We start from the raw sequence: 17784 nt of genomic DNA on the forward strand, positions 1-17784 counted from the left end.
GACTCTCTCTCCGGAAAGGCTCTGGATTGCTTCGCTGCGCTCGCAATGACGACTACTTCACCTCCGCCACAGCCTCCACCTTCACCGCTTTCTTGCTCGCCCGCCAGTTCTCGAAGCGCTGCACCACCACGAAGAAGGCCGGCACGAACAGCACGGCGAGGCAGGTCGAGGCCAGCATGCCCGAGAAGACCGTGATGCCGATCGACTTGCGCGCGCTTGCGCCTGCGCCGGTCGCGAGCACCAGGGGCACCACGCCGAGGATGAAGGCGAACGAGGTCATCAGGATCGGGCGGAAGCGGGCGCGCGCCGCCTCGATCGCGGCCTCCACCACCGGCTTGCCGTCGCGGCCGTGCAGCTCCAGCCCGACCTCGACGATCAGGATCGCGTTCTTGGCTGACAATGCGATGAGCAGGATCAGGCCGATCTGGCAATACAGGTTGTTGTCGATCTTGAGCCCGGAGAGGATCAGCATCGGCCCGAGCAGCGACAGCGGCACCGCGAGGATCACCGAGATCGGCGCGTACCAGCTCTCATACTGGCCGGCGAGCACGAGATAGACCAGCAGCATGGCGAGGCCGAACACCCAGTAGATCTGGTTCGAGACCGCCTTCTCCTGATAGGACATCGCGGTCCACTCATAGCCGGTGCCCGGCGGCAGCGTCTTGTCGGCGATCTCCTCCATCAGCTTCAGCGACTGACCCGATGAGTAGCCCTGCGCCGGCAGGCCGATCACGGTCGAGGATGGGTAGAGGTTGTAGAGGCTGATCAGCGACGGGCCGGTGGCCGGCGTGATCTTGGCGACGGTGCCGATCGGGATCATGTCGCCGTTCGAGTTGCGCACCTGCATGTTGGCGATGTCGCGCTCGGTGACGCGGAACGCGGGATCGGCCTGGGTGTAGACCTGGAACACGCGGCCGAACTTGTTGAACTGGTTGACATAGGACGAGCCGAGGTAGGTCGACAGCGCCGAGAACACTTGATCGGTCGTGACGTGCAGCGTCTGGGTCTTGACCCGATCGATCTCGATGTTGAATTGCGGCACCGAGGAGCGGAACGAGGACTGCACGCGCTGCAGCGCGCTCTGGCTCTGGCCATTGCTGACCATCGCGCCGGTGATCGCCTGCAGCTTGGCAAAATCGCTGTTGCCGTCGCGCAGCTCGACCTGCATCGAGAAGCCGGCGGCATTGCCGATGCCCTGGATCGGCGGCGGCGGCAGCACCAGCGTCCGCGCCTCCATGATGGTCGCGAGCTTGTCGTTGAGCCCATAGACCAGCGAGCGCAGATCCTCGCCGGGCCCTTTGCGCGCGTCCCAATCCTTCAGGATGATGTAGGCGACGCCGGCATTGGCAAGGCTGGCGCTGTTGTCGAGCGCGGAGATGCCGGCGATGGTGATGACCTGCGCCACGCCGGGCGTCTCCTTGATCAGTCCGCTCGCTCTGTCGAGCACGGCTTGCGTCCGCTCCAGCGCGGCGCCGTCGGGCAGCTGCACGGCGGCGATCAGATAGCCCTGGTCCTCGATCGGCAGGAAACCGGTCGGCACCCGCGACAGGCCGTAGCCGCTGGCGCCGATGACCAGCAGCGCAAACGCGACCGAGATGGTGGCGTGCTTCACGAGGAACGTGATCAGCCTTGTGTAGCCGCGCTCGACGCGGTCATAGACCGCGTTGAAGCCGCGGTAGAAGAAATTGCGCTGCTCCGGCGGCACCGTCGGTCGCAGCCACAGCGCGCATTGCGTCGGCTTCAGCGTCGCCGCGTTGATGGCGGAGAGCAGCGCAGTCGCCGCGATCACTAGCGCGAATTGCGAATAGATGCGCCCGGTGAGCCCGGCGAGGAACGAGGCCGGCAAAAACACCGAGATCAGCACCAGAGTGATGCCGACGATCGGCGCGAACAGCTGGTCCATCGCCTTGATCGCGGCGTCGTGGCCGTTCATGCCCTGCTCGATGTTGTGGGCGGCGCCTTCCACCACGACGATGGCGTCGTCGACCACGATGCCGATCGCGAGCACGATCGCGAACAGCGTCGACATGTTGATGGTGAAGCCGAGCGCCGCCATCGCGGCGAAGGCGCCGATGATGGTGACGGGCACGGTCGTCGCCGGCACCAGCATGGCGCGCCAGTCCTGCAGGAAGACCAGGATCACGACCAGCACGAGGAGGCCGGCCTCGATCAGCGTCATGTAGACCTCGTGCACCGAGGCCTCGACGAATTTGGTGGTGTCGAACGGCGTGTCGTATTTGATGCCTTCCGGGAATCGCTTGGCGAGGTCCGCCATCTTCTTCTCGACGGCCTGCTCGACCTGGAGCGCGTTGGCGCCGGGCGACTGGAATACGCCGATGCCGGTGGCGGGCTGCTTGTTGAGCGAAAAGATCTGGCTGTAGGTCTGCGCCCCCAGCTCGACCCAGCCGACGTCGCGCACGCGCGTGACGTCGCCGCTGGTCCCCGACTTGACGATGATGTTCTCGAACTGGCTGGTGTCGTCGAGCCGTCCGTTGACGTTGAGCGTGTACTGGAACGCCTGGCCCGGCGGCGTCGGCGGCGCGCCGACCTGGCCGGCGGAGACCTGCTGGCTCTGTTGCTGGATCGCGTTGATGACGTCCTGCGGCACGAGGCCAAGGACCTGCAGCTTGTTGGGATCGAGCCAGACCCGCATCGAATACTGGCCGGCGCCGAACACGGTGACGTTGCCGACGCCGGGCAGGCGCGAGAGCTCGTCGCGGATGTTGATGGTGGCGTAATTGCTCAGGTAAAGGCTGTCGTATCTCGAATCCGGCGAGGTCAGCGTCACGAACAGCAGGATCGAGGTCGATCGCTTCTGCACGGTGACGCCCTGGTTCTGTACCGACTGCGGCAGCTGCGACAATGCGCTGGAGACGCGATTCTGCACCAGCACCTGCGCGAAGTTCAGGTCGGTGCCGATCTTGAAGGTGACGGTCAGCGTGTAGCTGCCGTCGGAGCCGCTATAGGACTGCATGTAGAGCATGTCCTCGACGCCGTTGACCTGCTGCTCGATCGGCAAGGCAACGGTGTCGATCACGGTCTTGGCGCTGGCGCCGGGATAGCGCGTGGTGACCTGCACGGTCGGCGGCACCACGTCGGGATATTGCGCGATGGCGAGATTGAACAGCGCGACGCCGCCGATCAGGATCATCAACAGCGCGATGACGTTCGACAGGACCGGCCGCTCGATGAAGAACTTTGAGATCATGGCTGGCGCTCCTACTTGGCAGACGCCTGCGGCTGCTCGATCTTCGTTGTTTGCGGATCGATCTTCTGGCCCGGGATCACCCGCAGCAGCCCCGCGATGACGACGCGGTCGTCCGGCTTCAAGCCGCTTTCGACGACGCGCAGTCCGTTGTCGACCGGACCGATCTGCACCTTGCGCTGCTCGACGACGTTGTCGCCGTTGACCACCAGCAGATAGCGACCGCCCTGATCGCTGCCCAGCGCCGTGTCGGGGACGAGCAGGGCGCTCTTCTCCTGGTCGAAGGGCACGCGGACGCGCACGAAATAACCGGGCAGCAGCGCCCGCTTGTCGTTGGGTATGACGCCGCGTACCGCGAGCGTGCCTGTCGACGTATTGAGGGTCGGCGAGACGTAGTCGAGGTGGCCTTCATGCGGATAGCCGGCCTCGGTCTGCAGGCCCACCTGGACCGGCAACTGTTTGAGGTCGGCGACGGTCAGCCCGCGGCGGGCCGCTTCGGCGCGAATGCGAAGGACGTCCTGCTCGTTGACCGTGAAGTTCACCCAGATCGGATCCATGGCGACGATGGTCGCGAGCTGGGTCGGGGAGGAGACGCCGACGAGCTCGCCGACCGAAACCAGGTGCGCGCTGACGATACCGTCGAACGGCGCGGTCACGTTGGTGTAGCCGTAATTGACCTCCGCGAGCTTCGTATTGACCTGGGCCTGCTGGAGATTGGCCTGGGCGTTGTCGCGGGTCGATGTCGAGGTGTCCAGGGTGGACTGCGAAACCGCCTGGCGCTGCACCAGCTCGACCTGCCGCTTGAAATCGGCTTCGGCCTGCTTAACCGTGGCTTGCGCGCCGACCTCGGCCGCCTTCGCCTGCTCGACCTTGAGCTTGTAGGTTTCGGGCTCGATCGTGAAGAGCTGGGTGCCCTGCTTGACGAAGGTGCCGTCCTGATAGTCGATCGATTGCAGGAAGCCCTGCACCCGCGCCACGAGATCGACGCTCTTGATCGGCGCGGTGTTGCCGGTGGCTTCGATGTAGCGTGTCACCGGACGCTGCACCGGCGTTGCCACGTCCACCTTGGGCGGCGGCGGTGCCACGAACGTGTTCTTGTCCTCGCAGCCCGCCAGTGCGACCACGGCCGCCGCAGCGGCCAGTGTCCGCCCGGCCTGTCTCCACGCTTCGTTGCGCCGTGCAGCAGATGCGGGATTCGATGAGGTCATTCGGTAGCCCCCGAGTATCGTCTGTCGGTGCGGCAGGCTATCAACAAATGTCCGGCCGTGGAACACCATAGCCATGGCAGTCGCCGGCCTTGCGCTGCACAGGGCGGTGTGGCCTTTGACAGATTTGTCATGACAAACCGCTTTTCACCGAGCGCACGATCGACCAGAATTGTGTCAAAGACCGTGTGACGCCGCGCGAGCCAGCCGGGAAGAAGCCAAGAAGAAAAGGTGAGGAGAACATGACATGCCCACATCCCTCCAGTCGGGCCTTGCCGGCCTCGTTCTCGCAGCGATGGTCGCGATGCCGGCGCTAGCAGACGGTCTGAAGGAGGAGATCACACCGACCGGCAAGCTGCGGGTCGCGATCGCGATCAGCCCCGCAGGCGGCGCATTCTGGTCGACCAAGACCGAAGCCGGCTATGCCGGCGTTCCCGTCGATCTCGGCAAGGCGATGGCCGCCCAGCTCGGCGTCCCCGTCGAATATGTCGTCCACCAGAACTCCGGACAGATCACCGACGCGGCGTCAAAAGGTACGTGGGATGTCACCTGGCTCCCTAGGGATCCCGAGCGCGAGACCAAGATGTTGTTCGGTCCGATCTACGAGGTCGCGGACGCCACCTATATCGTCAAGCCCGGCTCCGCCGTCACCAATTTTGCGACGCTCGACCAACCAGGCATCAAGGTCGCGGCCGTCAACGCCACCACCACCATGCGCGGCGCGATCGCGCATCTGAAGCATGCAAAGGTCACCGGCTATCAGACCTATGACGAGATCTTCGGCCTGCTCGGGAGCGGCGAGATCGACGCCTTCGCCCTGTCGCGCGACCAGCTCAACAAGATGGCGCAGAAGATTCCGGGGACGAAGGTGCTGGACGAGACCTTCAAGAAGACGGTGACCGCCGTCGCCGTGCCGCTCGGCCATCAGCAGGCGTTGGCCTTCGTCACCAAATTCATGACCGAGGCCACGACCAACGGCACGCTGCGCAAGGCTTATGACGACAACGGCCTGAAGGATTCGCAGATCCGGACGGAGTAATGCGCGCGGCTCCATGACAAGAGAGATTCAGATTCGCGCCTTCTCACCGCCCGATGCAGTTCCTGTGCGGGAGCTGTTCATCCGGGTAAATCGTCTGTTGGCGCCGGCGCGCTTGGAGGAGGCGTTTGAAAGATACATTAGCCGCTCGCTCGCAGAGGAGATAGATCGGCTCTCCGATTATTATTCGAGCCGGAACGGCGGTTTTTGGGTCGCTGTCGATGGCGACGAAATCGTGGGCATGTTTGGACTAGAGGCCCTTGGCGAGCATGCGATGGAGTTACGGCGCATGTACGTTGCTCCCGCCGCGCGGCGCCGCGGCATTGCGCGAAAGATGCTGGCGTTTGCCGAGCAGGAGTGCCGCCACCGCCATCGTCTGCAATTGCAGCTGAGTACGTCCGAGCTTCAGGAGGATGCGCTGGCGCTGTATCGTAACGCGGGATATGAGAACGTGCGCGAAGAGATCGCCGATGCCTCCAGCAACAAGACGCTGGGCGGCGGCATTCGCCGCTATCATTTCACCAAGCGACTTTGAGGCGGATTTCGTCGCCTTTCCGAAGACGCTGACAGACAGCTACAGGCCGGAGACTTAGGTCACTCTTTCCGCGTGCCACGCGGCGAGCACGTCCTTCTCTTCATCGCCAGTGAGCCCGACGACCGGGCCGCCGCTGACGTGAAGCCAATGCAGCGTGTCGCGCGCGGTGTCTCCCGGTGGTCGCGAGGTCAGTCCGGCCTCGCGCGCCGGCGAGGTGTCGCGTGTCAGGAAGCCCGCGAAGTCCGGCAGTGGCAACCATATCGGCAATGACCGCGGACCAGCCCAACGCCGAACGTCGTGTGCCTCGAGAAACGCCCGATCGACCCAGGTGAATGTGCAGGATGCGTTCAGCGCCGATGCGCATTCGGCCATGAACTCGCCGCGCGAGCGCACTGGTCCAATCCCGTCATAGATGCCGGTGAGGCGAACTTCCGCCGCATGCACGATCCATTGCGCGAGGTCGCGGACATCGATGAACTGGACGGCGTCGCCAGGCGATCCCGGCGCCAGCACCTCGCCGCCGCGCGCGAGCCGCGCCGGCCAATAGGCGAAGCGCCCGGTCGGGTCCTCCGGCCCTGCGATCAGGCCGGCACGGCAGATGAAGGCATCGCCGCCGACCGCCTGTTCGCAGGCGACCTTGGCCGCGCCGTAAATGGCATCGGTGCTGTGCTCCAGATCCTCGGCCGCAGGCTCGCGCAATGGCGCCGTGTCGGCGCGTTGTCCCGGTATGCGATTGTCCGCATACACACTGATCGTGGAGACGAAGGTCCAATGCACATTTGGTCGCTTCAGCGCGGCGACCGCGCGGCGAACCTGGCCGGGATGACGCGAGACGTCGACGATTGCGTCGAATTTCTCGCCGGTCAGTGGCGCAAGACCATCAGCAACGTCGCGATCGATCCGCACAAAGCGCGCGCCCGGTGCGATCGGCCCCGCAAGACCGCGGGCCGCGCAGGTCACGTCGTGGCCGGCAGCACAGGCATGGGCCGCAATCGCTCGCCCGAGAAACTGGCTGCCGCCGAGGATTAAAATGCGCATGCGATCGCCCTTCTGCCGATCTGGCGCCGGGAGCCTACGACGTCCGGTAGCATTTGCAACCGATCGTCAGCGCGGCTTGATCTCCGCGTATTTCGCCATCGCCTTCTCGAACTTGCGGTTGAAAAGCCACATCGCGGCGAGGATCTCGCGGAAGCTCGCCGAGCTGCGCGCCCGGTCGGCCTGTCCGAAAGCAAAGATGCTGTTGTTGCGCAGATGCTTCATGATCGTCGGGCTCGACACCCTGTAGTTCAGGAGGTCGCCCGACTTCAGCGCCGATCTCGTCGGGGTGGGAACGATCTGGATCAGCTCGAACAGCTTCATCTGGTCGATCGGGTCGGGCAGCGTCTTCACGATTCCAGGGATCTCACGGAACACATCCGCATGTGCGTTCATCAGCCCATCGCGCACGTTGGTCCAGTGATTGAAGCGGTGATCGGTGCCGTGGGCCCGCGCTTCTTCCTTGTCGTCGCGCGCGCTCAAGCCGGGATCGATCGCCGCGATTTCGCCCTTGATGGTCTCCCACTTCCTGCGTCCGTTGCGGTCCTCGGACGGGCCCGTCTGGAAGCTGCCCATATACGTATTCGAGCGTCCGTTGCGGACGTTCTGCTTGCCGTTGGTCTCGGCAAAGAACAGCCCGAGGCTGATGCGCCCCGCAGCGTCGGCGTGGGCGGGCGCAAGCCCCTTGGCGCGCGCGATCACTGTCGCGAGATCGACGACGTCCTTGAACGGCGTCGGCGAATTTTGCGCGCCGGCGGGCGGCGCCTCCATGACGTCGAAGAGCTTTGAATATTCGTCGATCAAAGGCTCGATCTCGGCATCGAAATAGGCCGGAGGAATCTCGAACTTGTTGGGCCGGCCGATCCGTGACGGCATGGCGTCGGTGAGATCCTTGTAAGAACTGATCACGGCGACGCGGGCGAGGTAGAGCGCCTGTCCCGGCAGGTTGGGCAGCGGCTGCTTCGCCTCGATCTGGCGCCGCCGCTCGGCGAGGATCGATTTGAACTCGGCGAGCGCCTTGTCATAGGTGGCGACCGCCTCGGATTGGCGAGGCGTGAGCGCGCGCTGTTGTGCGACGGCGGGCGCCGCGACGAAGAAGGCAACAGCCGCAAGGGCGGCAAGACGTCTGGATCCCATGGCCGGTTCCTGTCGATTCGATGGCCAGGGAGATCGTAAGCATTGGAGGCAAGGGCTGGCGAGATGCAAATCCCGCTCAGCCGGAATTCTTATGCCGCCCGGTAGTCCGGCGCCGTCGCCAGGAATTTCGCATAGGCATCCGCATCCGGCGGCTGGAAGCGCCCCTTGAGCCCGCCGGTCTTCTGGTTCTTGGTGCCGATGTCGGCCATCAGCTCGTCGAAATGGCGGTAGTGATAGGGCGCGACGCAGAGACCGCCATAGACGCCCGCGGCCGGCCGCTCGACACGCTTGAAGTGCAGCATCATCTCGATGTTGTCGTGCATCTGCTGCGCCGTCGGCTGGTTGGCGAGCTGGCCGTCGGCATAGCGTACCAACCAGTTGGCGGCGAGGTCGGCGCAGAGCACGGTGCAGAACGACGAGTTGAAGCCGACGAAGCCGAGCTCGGGCAGATCAGGGTTGGCGATCAGGCGGTAGAGCCGGTATTGCCCGTCGGCATCGACCAGCTTCTGCTTGTAAGCCTCGGGCAGGAACGGCACACCGAGCTTGTAGCCGATCGCGAGCACCGCGACGTCGGCGCTCACGCGCGCGCCGCCGCTCATCACGATGCTGTCGCCGTCATAATGATCGAACGTGCCGAACACCGCCTTGATGCGGCCGTCGGCGACCATCGGATAGAAGCCCGGCGTTGCGATCGGCACCGAGCAATTGACGCCGTCCTCGATCCGCTCCTTCGGCACCATCTTGCAGCGCCCGAGCTTGAGCTGCGCCTTGAGCAGGCTCTCCAGCCCGCGCCAGTTCGCCCACACCAGCGGCGCGGCGATGCGGTGCGCAAGCCGCGTCATCGCGCCGATGCCCCAGCCCGGAAACATCTCCTCCTGCGCGCGGATGTAGAGGATGCGCTTGAAGTTCACGAGCCCGCCGATGAAATAGGGGATGCGCCAGACCGGCTCGCGCATCACGATGGTGACCTCGCGCGCGCCCGATTTCACCGCATTCACCGCGATGTCGGTCGCCGATTTCGAGCCGCCGAGCACGACGATTCGGCGGCCTTTCGCCAGCATGGGATCGCCGTATTTCGACGAATGCAGGATCTGGCCGCCCTGGGCGAGGAATCCATCCTCGCCAGGGCAATGCAGCTCGCGCGGCTCGTTGAACTGTCCGGTGCAGACCGCGACAAAATCGAAGTCCTCGCTCGTGCTCGTGCCGTGCTTGTCCTTCAGCGCGAGCGTCCAGCCGGGCTTGCCGTCGGCGCGGCGCGCCATGCCGGCGACCTCGGTGCCGAGGCGCAGCATGCGGTCGAGACCGAAGCTCCTGGAGTAGTCGGCGAGATAGGCATGGACCTGCGGCCCGGTCGGCCATTCCGGATACGCGTCCGGCATGGCGCGATCGGTGTAGCGGTAGAGCTCCTTCGGGCTCTGCGTCTGCACGTCCGGGTAGGAGCGCGCCGGCTCCCAGACGCCGCCGAGATCGGCGCTGCGCTCGACGATGGTGACGCGGTGGCCGCGGCTGGAGAACGCCTTGGCGGCGGCAAGGCCGGAGACACCGGCGCCGATTACGCAGACATGCTTGGGGCTGACCATGGGTTTGCTCGCAATCAATGTGTTTTCCGCGCGCAAGCGGCCTCGTTCGGCCGCAAGGCGCGGCCGGCGGAGCTGCAAGCAGATGAAAGTGGACGAGGGGGCCGGGCCTAGTCGTTGGCCTCGGGCGGCAGGAAGTCGACTTCATGCAGCGCCGAGATGCGCACGACTTCGGCAGGGTCGGTCAGATTGTGCAGCTGGTTGAACAGCGCTTCCAGCTTCTGCATCGGCGAGACCCAGAACAGCGCGCGGCACGGCTTGTCGGACTTGTTGAAATAGCCGTGCGGGATGCCGCGCGGCATGCGCACGAGGTCGCCGGCATGGGCCTTGACCCATTTGCCGTCGAGCTTGAGGTCGAGCGTGCCCTCCTGCACCAGGATGAACTCGTCCTGGGTCGGATGGATGTGCACCGGTACGAACTGGCCAGGATCGCTGTTGGTCTCGAACGCGAAGGTGGAGTCGGTGACGGCCTTGGGGAAGTAGACCTGGCCCAGAATGTTCCAGCTCTTGCCGCCGTAGCCTGTGCCAGCGGCGGTAATGCCCTTTTCGAGTGCAGTCTTTTCAGGTGCAGACTTCTCAGGTGCAGTCATGGCGCGCTCCCAATGGATTCCGGCGAGGATGGAGCTTCAGTCAACAATGGGTCGCCTGTCTATCCGCTAAACGAATCCGCGAAGCGCCTGTTGCCGTGCAGCATGACGATTTTTTGCCGAAGCCGCCTTTTCGCGTCCGGGGAACTATTATAGGCTTAAAGCAATTCCCCGACGCGAAGCGTGGTCGACCATGTCCGCAGCCGTGCTGGAAATGAGCGCAAGGGCGCCCGCGGCCGAACGGCTCGCGGACTTCGCCCGCGTCACCACCGACGATGTCGACGAAGCGGCCGAGCAGATCGGGCGCATCTTCTGCCCGCACGATCTCAAGCCGGCACAGGCGCGCGCGGCCGGCTTCTCCGCCCGGCACAATTGCGCTGATTTCGACGGCTTTTCCATCAATTACGTCGCCTATGGCGGATCGGTCGGCATCGATCCCGGCTGCCTCGAGCGCTTCTTCCTGGTGCAGGTCCCGCTCACGGGCGCGGCCTACATTCGCGCCGGCGCGACCGAGCTCGACGCCGCGCCGGAGCGGGCGGCGTCGCTGCTGTCGCCCACGATCCCGACCCGGATGATGTGGCGCGACTGCGCGCAGGCGATCCTGCTGTTTGACCGCCGCATGGTCGAGCAGCGCGCCGCGGCGCTGTCGGGCAGGGCGTCAGGCACGGTCGAGTTCGATCCCGTGATTGATTTGGAGGCGCCGTCCGGGCGGGCTTTGCGAGGCAGCCTTGCCGAGCTGATGAAGCTTGCCGAGCGTCTCGGTCCCTCCGGCAGGCTGTCGGCGGTCGCGATGGCCGATTGGCGGGAGCTGCTGCTGGATCATCTGCTCAACGGCCAGCGCCATGGCCTGTCGGATGCGATTCAGAACTTCTCCGGCCGGGCCGAGCGTCTGCCGCGCGCGCTCCGCGCTGCGCGCGACCATCTGGCCGACAATGCCGGCGAGCCGCTCGATCTCGCGCAGCTCGCCTGCGCCTCCGGCATCGGCATCCGCGCGCTCCAGCTCGGCTTCCGCCGTCACTTCGGCCTGTCGATCTCGCAGATGCTGCTCGACATGCGCCTCGCCGGTCTGCACGCCCGCCTGGCGCAGGCCGCGCCCGATGCCTCCATCACCGACATCGCCTTCGATCTCGGCTTCACCCATCTCAGCCGCATGGCCGGCGCCTATCGCGAAAAATTCGGCGAGACGCCGTCGGCGACGTTGCGGCGAAGGATGAGCTAGTGCGAGAGAGCTATTTCCGCGGCCGCGTCGAGCCGTTGTCTTCCCCCGCCTGCCTGCGCAGGAACGCCTCGACATCCGCCTGCACCGAATAGGGCGTCGGGATCGCGTCGCCGGCGGAATCGACGGCGGTGTCGAGGCAGCGGCGCAGCATGCGTGCGAGCTCGGCCTTGCGATAGGGTTTTCTCAGCAGCGGGGCGCCCATCGTCGCGCGTCCCTGCGCATGCATCGAATCGTAGGCGTAGCCCGACGTGAACAGAACCCGCAGGGAAGGGCGCGCCGCCACCATCTGCTCGGCGAGCTCGCGTCCGTTCATGCCGCCGGCCATCACGATGTCGGTGAAGAGCAGGTCGAACGGCTTGCCTTCGGCCGCAATCGCAAGCGCCTCGGTCGCATTGGCGGCCGGGATGACCTTGTAGCCGAGGCCTTCGAGCTGAACCGTGACGTATTGGCGGACGTCGCGGTCGTCTTCGACGCAGAGGACGGTCTCCTTGCCCCCGACGATCTTGCGGTCGTCATAGCCGGTCGGGCGCAGCGCGCTCGCCTCCGCCTTCGGCAAATAGAGCGTGAAGATCGTGCCGCGTCCTTCTTCGGAGGCGACCTTGATGCCGCCGCCGGACTGCTTGACGAAGCCGAACACCATGCTGAGCCCGAGTCCGGTGCCCTTGCCGACCTCCTTGGTGGAAAAGAACGGATCGAAGATCCGCTCCAGGATGGCCTGGGGAATGCCAGTGCCGGTGTCGGCAATCTCGATCTCGACATAGTCGCCGGCATAGCCGGCGCCGACCGCGACCGCCTCGCGGACGCCGAACACGACGTTGCGCGTCGTCAGGGTCAACCTGCCGCCATCCAGCATGGCGTCGCGGGCGTTGATCGCGAGGTTGAGCAGGGCCGAGCTCAGCTGGCCGCGGTCGGCGTAGGCGAGCCAGACGTTGCGGTCGAGCCGGGTGACGATCTCGATCTTCTTGTCGAAGGTCGCCAGCAGCAGCTTTGCGAGCTCTTCGAGCAGCTCGTTGACGTCGATCTCGGCTGGCTGCAGCGCCTGCTTGCGGGCAAAGGACAACAGGCTCGACGTCAGCGCGGCGCCGCGGTCGGCGGCCTCGCTGATCAGCTTGGTGATGGTCGCAAGCGGCGGGTTGTCCCTCACGGCGTCGGCCAGGATCTCGATCGTGCCTGTGATCACCGTGAGCATGTTGTTGAATTCATGCGCGATGCCGCCGGTGAGCTGCCCGACCGCCTCCATCTTCTGGGACTGGACCAGTTGCTCCTCGGCCGCACGCTTCTGGGTGATGTCCCGGACGAAGGTGTTGATGAGGGTGCGCCCGCCCAACCGCAGCACCGTGCTGGACGCCTCGGCCAGGATCCGGTCACCGTTCCGGTGGATCAGGGCGAGCTCGAAGCGCAAGCCGGACGGGGTGTCCGACAATTCCGGCACCAGCCGCGCCATGCGCTGCCTGAAGGCAGCGCGCAGCGGCTCGGCGACGATGAGATCGACGACGTCGGCCCCGAGCGCCTCCTGGCGCGTCCATCCGGTCAGGGCCTCGGCCTGAAAGCTCCACTCCAGCACGGCGCCGCTGTCGTCGATTTGAATGAAGGCATCGAGCGCGGTCTTGATGACGGCCTGCGTCATCTGCGCGCTGTCGCTGCGTGCTCGCGCGTCTTCCGCCGATCGTCCGGCGGCGCGCTTGTCCTCCGATCTCTCGATCGCGCGGGTGCAGAGGTGCACGAGCAGCGCGGCAACGGCGGCGCTTGCGATTAGGGCTGCGATCTGGGCCATGCCGAAGCCGGGTCCGGCCACGGCATAGGAGGCGAGGAGGGCCGCCGCGGTCACCACGACCTGTGCGGCCATCGCGAGTGTCAGAAGCCCCCTGAGTTTCATGGTCTCCCACCAAAGAAGACTACCGCATCGGCCGCCCGGTCCCGGGTGCCGCTTTGATGTGAGCTACAGACTCCGCGCGGCGGCGTCGAGGGGCAATTTGCGGTGGTGTCGGCCGCCAGCCTTTCTTCGGCCTCAACTTGCGGGCGAATCGGTCTGGCGCGAAGGGCGCGCATACAAGCAATGCGATTGACAGCTGTATTTAGTCATGTTCGTTCGAACTGAACTTCAGGAGTGCCCATGTCCCCGCCGCTCAACCGTATCAACAGCGACGAACGCCTGCCGCAGCAGGTCGATGTCGTCGTCATCGGCGGCGGCGTCATCGGCGTCTCCGCGGCCTATCATCTGGCGAAGAAGGGCCTTTCGGTCGCTCTGGTCGAGAAGGGCCACGTCGGCGGCGAACAGTCGAGCCGCAATTGGGGCTGGTGCCGCCAGCAGGGCCGCGCGCGTGAGGAGATCCCGCTCGCCCGCGAGGCGCTGCGGCTCTGGGAGGACATGCAGAACGACGCCGGCGTCGATGCCGGCTTCCGCCGCACCGGCGTGTTGTTCCTGACCAAGAGCAAGGACGAGCTTGCGAGCTGGGAGCGCTGGGCCGCGGTCGCGCGCGAGATGCAGGTCCACTCGACCGTCCTGACGCCGGCCGAGGTCGCCGAGCGCATGCCGGGCAATACCGACACCTGGGTCGGCGGGCTGCATACGCCGAGCGACGGCCGCGCCGAACCGTCGATGGCCGTGCCTGCGCTCGCCACCGCCGCGCGAAAACACGGCGTCACCATCCATCAAGGCTGCGCCGCGCGCGGGCTGGAGACGACGGGCGGGCGGGTCAGCGCCGTCGTCACCGAGAAGGGCACCATTCGCACGCAATCCGTGCTGCTGTCGGGCGGCGCATGGTCGTCGCTGTTCTGCCGCCGTCACGGCATCGAGCTGCCGATCGGTCTCGTCAATGCGACGGCCTGCCGGACCACGCCGGGACCGGAGATCACCTCGGGCGCGCTGGGCACCGATCTCTACTGCGTCCGCCGCCGCCTTGACGGCGGCTTTACGCTGGCGCTGCGCAACCGCGGCACGGTGGAGCTGTCGCCCGATTTGTTCCGCTATGCGCGCACCTTCTGGCCGACCTATCTGCATCGCAAGAATGGACTGAAGGTGTCGTTGGGCAAGTCCTTCTTCGACCAGATCGTGCGCGGCACCAGCTGGAGCTTTGACAAGCCGTCGCCATTCGAGACCGAGCGCGTGCGCGATCCCGAGCCTGACATGTCACTGGTCAATGCGGCGCTGGCCTCGCTGATCAAGGCCAACCCGGAATTGAAGGACATCGAGATCGCGGAAGCCTGGGGCGGCACCATCGACTGCACGCCCGACACGATCCCGGTGATCTCGCCGGTCGACGCGCTGCCGGGCTTCTTCCTCGCCACCGGATTCTCCGGCCACGGCTTCGGCATCGGCCCCGCCGCCGGCAAGCTCGCCGCCGACATCGTGACCGGCACCACGCCGCTGGTCGATCCCGCGGCCTACAGCCACAAGCGCATGATCGACGGCCGCCGGCTCGCGCCGGTCAGTCCGTTCTGAGGGCTCGCATGACGGTTCTCTACAAGGCCAACTTGGTTCGCGGTGCCGAATGGGCGCGCTTCTTCGCGGAGCGCGCGCCCGATGTCCCGTTCCGGCTCTGGCCTGACATCGGCGATCCCGCTGATATCCGATATCTCGTGGCGTGGGTGCCGCCCGACGACATCGCGACGACGTTCCCCAATCTCGAGCTGGTCTTCTCGGTCGGCGCGGGCGTCGATCAGTTCGATGCCACCAAAGTTCCGGCCCACATTCCACTGGTCCGCATGCTGGAGCCCGGCATCGCCGAGACCATGGTGGAGTACGTCACGTTGGCTGTGCTCGGTCTGCATCGCGACCTCCTGCATTTCATCAATCAGCAGAAGCAGCAGGTCTGGCGCGAGATCCGGATCACGCCGGCGAAACGCCGGCGTGTCGGCGTGATGGGGCTTGGCCAGCTCGGCCAGGCCGTGCTTGAACGCCTCAAGGTGTTCGGCTTTCCTCTCTCGGGGTGGAATCGTTCGGCGCGGGAGATCGAGGGCGTGACCTGCTATGCAGGTGCGGATGCGCTGCCAGATTTCCTCGCACGGAGCGACATCCTCGTCTGCCTGCTGCCGCTGACCGACGAGACGCGCGGCATCCTCAATGCGGATTTGTTCGCGCGCCTGCCGCACGGTGCGTCCCTCGTCAACGTCGGACGTGGCCCGCATCTCGTTGAAGCCGACTTCCTCGCGGCGCTCGACAGCGGTGCGCTATCAGGCGCGGTGCTCGATGTCACCGAGCCCGAGCCGCTGCCTGAGGGACATCCGTTCTGGCGCCATCCCCGCATCCTGCTGACGCCGCACAATGCCAGCATGACGACGCCGGACACGGCCGTCGATTTCGTGCTCGATGTCATCGACCGTCACCGTCGCGGCGAGGAGTTGCCGGGGCGTGTCGATCGCAGCCGCGGTTACTGAGGGCATCAGCTCGCCCGCTTGCGGGAGAGGTCGGCGCATAGCGCCGGGTGAGGGTTTTTCTCCTCTGGGGCAGTGCCTCACGCTGTGTGAAGTTCAATCAGCCCTGCGGTCGCCTTGCTCGCCCGCCGTGCGATATCGGCGGTGCTGGGCCGATCGGTGGTCTGGAGCAGGAGACCTGTCATCAGGTCGCCCCAGAGCAGTCCCAGGAACGTGTCGGTCATCGCCTCGGGCTCGCCGGCAAGCAGCCCTGCCGACGCGGCGTTTGCCAGGATGGTCCGCAGTGCTTCGCGAATGGGCCTTCGCGCCGCAGCCTCCAGAGTCTGCGCAACTTTCGGCGCGTTGACGGTTTCCGATATCGCCAGCCGGAACACGGCGACGACCACCGGGTCGGTCGTCTCCGTCAAGAGCTTCGTTCCAAACGCGGTGAGCACGTTGGCGAGCGTTTTCGTGTCGCGCAGCGCAGGCAGATCGACCGGCATTTGAAGCCGCTGGGCGCGCTCGGAGATGCATGCGACGAGCATCGCTTCCTTGTTGCCGAACAGCGTGTAGAGCTCTCGTTTCGAAACGCGGGCGCGCGTCGCGATTTCGAGCGTGCTGGTCTGCGCGTAGCCTGCCTCCATGAAGGCCGAAAGGGCTGCACCGAGGATTCGTTTCCGGATATCGGGCCCGTCCGCTTCCTTATCTGCCGGCTTGGTCTTCGAAGGCATCACACACTTTCCGCTTGACTTGGTACCAATTGGTACCATATCTCTCTTCACAAGGTACTGATCAGTACCAAGGTCGCCACCAGCGGTAAAGGACCATTGCGATGTCGAACACAGTTCTCGTGACCTCTGCCGCCGGCGGGCTGCAGGGACGGACAGGCCGGCATGTTGCGGAAATGCTGCTCAAGCGCGGTGTTGGCGTTCGCGCCTTTGTGCGCCAGCTCGACGAGCGGTCAGATCGCCTGAAGGGGCTCGGTGCCGACATCATCGTCGGCGACTTCCTTGACGCGAGATCGGTCGATTCCGCCGTCGAGGGCGTATCGTCGATCTACTTTGCCTATCCCGTGCAGGAGGGGCTGGCGGATGCGACCGCAGCGATGGCGCTTGCTGGCCGCAGGCACGGCGTCTCCCGCCTCGTCAATCTCGTGATGTATCAATCCTCGCTCGATGCCCCGACGCCGCGGATGCGGCAGAACTATCTGTCCGAACAGGTGTTCGAGTGGGCCGGCGTCGGCCCGGCCCACATCCGCGCCACGGTCTTCTATGAAAACGTCGCGCGCCTCGTCGCGGCGAACCTGCCCGCGAAGGGAGCGATCCGGCTCCCGCTCGGTGATCAGAACACGCGTCTCCCGCTGATCGCAGCCGAGGACGTCTCGCGCGTTGCCGTCGGCCTGCTGACAGCGTCCGCAGTGCCGGCCGGAGCGGCCTATCCGCTGATTGGAAGCGTGATCTCCGTCCGCGACATCGTCGAGACGTTCGCGCGCGTTCTCGAAAGGGACACGCATTACGAGGAGATCACCGACGAGCAGTGGCGCAGCGAAGCGCTCGCGCGGGGCTGGAACGCACACGCGGTGGAGCATCTCTCCTCGCTCTGGCGGTCGCTGCGCGCCGCGAGTGCCACGGCGGAGGCGGGACGCTTCAGTGCGACCGATGCGATCGAGACGATCGGTGGCGCCAAGCCGAAAACCTTCGAGCAGTTCGTTCGCGAGCGCGGAGCCGAACTCGTGCAGCCAATGTCGGCCGCGCGCGCAACCGCCTGACTGGAGGGCAGAGCTCATGAACAGACGTCAGCTGCTGACCGGGACAATGGGGTCACTCGCACTACAGACGATGCCCGACATTCTCTCATCGCATGCATTCGCCGCAACTTCGGAACAAGATGGAAAA

The 17784-nt window shown here is 65.5% G+C and carries 14 protein-coding genes; 6 read left to right on the forward strand and 8 right to left on the reverse strand.

The genetic code is table 11. The features are described 5' to 3' along the window. Positions 1-52: 52 nt before the first annotated feature. A complete protein-coding gene (locus tag RAD10_RS12220; protein ID WP_461617667.1) occupies positions 53-3208 on the reverse strand; it encodes an efflux RND transporter permease subunit in 3156 nt (1051 codons plus the stop codon). Between the two features lie 11 nt (positions 3209-3219). Further along, positions 3220-4413 (reverse strand): efflux RND transporter periplasmic adaptor subunit, encoded by a 1194-nt coding sequence (locus RAD10_RS12225; protein ID WP_461617668.1) that lies wholly within the window; start codon positions 4411-4413, stop codon positions 3220-3222. 244 nt (positions 4414-4657) lie between these two features. On the opposite strand from RAD10_RS12225, the gene RAD10_RS12230 reads away from it, so the two are divergent. Then, a complete protein-coding gene (locus RAD10_RS12230; protein ID WP_461617669.1) occupies positions 4658-5449 on the forward strand; it encodes a transporter substrate-binding domain-containing protein in 792 nt (263 codons plus the stop codon). Between the two features lie 13 nt (positions 5450-5462). Beyond that, the gene (locus tag RAD10_RS12235; protein WP_461617670.1) at positions 5463-5981 is read left to right on the forward strand and encodes a GNAT family N-acetyltransferase; all 519 of its coding nucleotides are present in this window, start codon (positions 5463-5465) and stop codon (positions 5979-5981) included. 54 nt (positions 5982-6035) lie between these two features. Here the strand turns inward: RAD10_RS12235 and RAD10_RS12240 are convergent, their stop codons facing one another. From RAD10_RS12240 to RAD10_RS12255, 4 genes are all read right to left on the reverse strand, one after another. Further along, positions 6036-7019, reverse strand: coding sequence for an NAD-dependent epimerase/dehydratase family protein (locus RAD10_RS12240; RefSeq protein WP_461617671.1), 984 nt, complete (start codon positions 7017-7019; stop codon positions 6036-6038). Positions 7020-7085: 66 nt separating this feature from the next. Beyond that, positions 7086-8153, reverse strand: a complete 1068-nt coding sequence (locus RAD10_RS12245) for a hypothetical protein (RefSeq protein WP_461617672.1) — start codon at positions 8151-8153, stop codon at positions 7086-7088. An 89-nt stretch (positions 8154-8242) separates the two neighbouring features. Further along, on the reverse strand, positions 8243-9733 hold the full coding sequence (locus RAD10_RS12250; RefSeq protein ID WP_461617673.1) for a flavin-containing monooxygenase: 1491 nt from the start codon (positions 9731-9733) through the stop codon (positions 8243-8245). Positions 9734-9840: 107 nt separating this feature from the next. Next, a complete protein-coding gene (locus tag RAD10_RS12255; RefSeq protein ID WP_018318566.1) occupies positions 9841-10320 on the reverse strand; it encodes a cupin domain-containing protein in 480 nt (159 codons plus the stop codon). A 190-nt stretch (positions 10321-10510) separates the two neighbouring features. Between RAD10_RS12255 and RAD10_RS12260 the strand changes: the two genes are divergently transcribed. Continuing rightward, positions 10511-11536, forward strand: coding sequence for an AraC family transcriptional regulator (locus tag RAD10_RS12260; protein ID WP_461617674.1), 1026 nt, complete (start codon positions 10511-10513; stop codon positions 11534-11536). A 10-nt stretch (positions 11537-11546) separates the two neighbouring features. Here RAD10_RS12260 and RAD10_RS12265 read toward each other — a convergent pair whose 3' ends face one another. Then, positions 11547-13412, reverse strand: a complete 1866-nt coding sequence (locus RAD10_RS12265) for an ATP-binding protein (protein WP_461617675.1) — start codon at positions 13410-13412, stop codon at positions 11547-11549. Positions 13413-13649: 237 nt separating this feature from the next. Here RAD10_RS12265 and RAD10_RS12270 point away from each other — a divergent pair, with 237 nt between their 5' ends. Together RAD10_RS12270 and RAD10_RS12275 are read left to right on the forward strand one after the other, a co-directional pair. Then, on the forward strand, positions 13650-14978 hold the full coding sequence (locus RAD10_RS12270) for an NAD(P)/FAD-dependent oxidoreductase (RefSeq protein ID WP_461617676.1): 1329 nt from the start codon (positions 13650-13652) through the stop codon (positions 14976-14978). An 8-nt stretch (positions 14979-14986) separates the two neighbouring features. Beyond that, the gene (locus RAD10_RS12275) at positions 14987-15913 is read left to right on the forward strand and encodes a 2-hydroxyacid dehydrogenase (RefSeq protein ID WP_461617677.1); all 927 of its coding nucleotides are present in this window, start codon (positions 14987-14989) and stop codon (positions 15911-15913) included. A 77-nt stretch (positions 15914-15990) separates the two neighbouring features. Here the strand turns inward: RAD10_RS12275 and RAD10_RS12280 are convergent, their stop codons facing one another. After that, a complete protein-coding gene (locus tag RAD10_RS12280) occupies positions 15991-16620 on the reverse strand; it encodes a TetR/AcrR family transcriptional regulator (protein WP_461617678.1) in 630 nt (209 codons plus the stop codon). Between the two features lie 101 nt (positions 16621-16721). Between RAD10_RS12280 and RAD10_RS12285 the strand changes: the two genes are divergently transcribed. Next, entirely contained in the window at positions 16722-17657 is a 936-nt protein-coding gene (locus tag RAD10_RS12285; RefSeq protein ID WP_461617679.1) for an NmrA family NAD(P)-binding protein, read from the forward strand. Positions 17658-17784 lie beyond the last annotated feature (127 nt).

The sequence above is a fragment of the Bradyrhizobium sp. 23AC genome (assembly GCF_054863025.1).

Bases quoted from the DNA above. Each gene is read 5' to 3' on its own strand.
- RAD10_RS12265 (WP_461617675.1), bottom strand. From the start codon at position 13,412: ATGAAACTCAGGGGGCTTCTGACACTCGCGATGGCCGCACAGGTCGTG.
- RAD10_RS12235 (WP_461617670.1), top strand. From the start codon at position 5,463: ATGACAAGAGAGATTCAGATTCGCGCCTTCTCACCGCCCGATGCAGTT.
- RAD10_RS12270 (WP_461617676.1), top strand. From the start codon at position 13,650: ATGTCCCCGCCGCTCAACCGTATCAACAGCGACGAACGCCTGCCGCAG.
- RAD10_RS12255 (WP_018318566.1), bottom strand. From the start codon at position 10,320: ATGACTGCACCTGAGAAGTCTGCACCTGAAAAGACTGCACTCGAAAAG.
- RAD10_RS12250 (WP_461617673.1), bottom strand. From the start codon at position 9,733: ATGGTCAGCCCCAAGCATGTCTGCGTAATCGGCGCCGGTGTCTCCGGC.
- RAD10_RS12220 (WP_461617667.1), bottom strand. From the start codon at position 3,208: ATGATCTCAAAGTTCTTCATCGAGCGGCCGGTCCTGTCGAACGTCATC.
- RAD10_RS12225 (WP_461617668.1), bottom strand. From the start codon at position 4,413: ATGACCTCATCGAATCCCGCATCTGCTGCACGGCGCAACGAAGCGTGG.
- RAD10_RS12245 (WP_461617672.1), bottom strand. From the start codon at position 8,153: ATGGGATCCAGACGTCTTGCCGCCCTTGCGGCTGTTGCCTTCTTCGTC.
- RAD10_RS12260 (WP_461617674.1), top strand. From the start codon at position 10,511: ATGTCCGCAGCCGTGCTGGAAATGAGCGCAAGGGCGCCCGCGGCCGAA.
- RAD10_RS12275 (WP_461617677.1), top strand. From the start codon at position 14,987: ATGACGGTTCTCTACAAGGCCAACTTGGTTCGCGGTGCCGAATGGGCG.
- RAD10_RS12280 (WP_461617678.1), bottom strand. From the start codon at position 16,620: ATGCCTTCGAAGACCAAGCCGGCAGATAAGGAAGCGGACGGGCCCGAT.
- RAD10_RS12230 (WP_461617669.1), top strand. From the start codon at position 4,658: ATGCCCACATCCCTCCAGTCGGGCCTTGCCGGCCTCGTTCTCGCAGCG.
- RAD10_RS12240 (WP_461617671.1), bottom strand. From the start codon at position 7,019: ATGCGCATTTTAATCCTCGGCGGCAGCCAGTTTCTCGGGCGAGCGATT.
- RAD10_RS12285 (WP_461617679.1), top strand. From the start codon at position 16,722: ATGTCGAACACAGTTCTCGTGACCTCTGCCGCCGGCGGGCTGCAGGGA.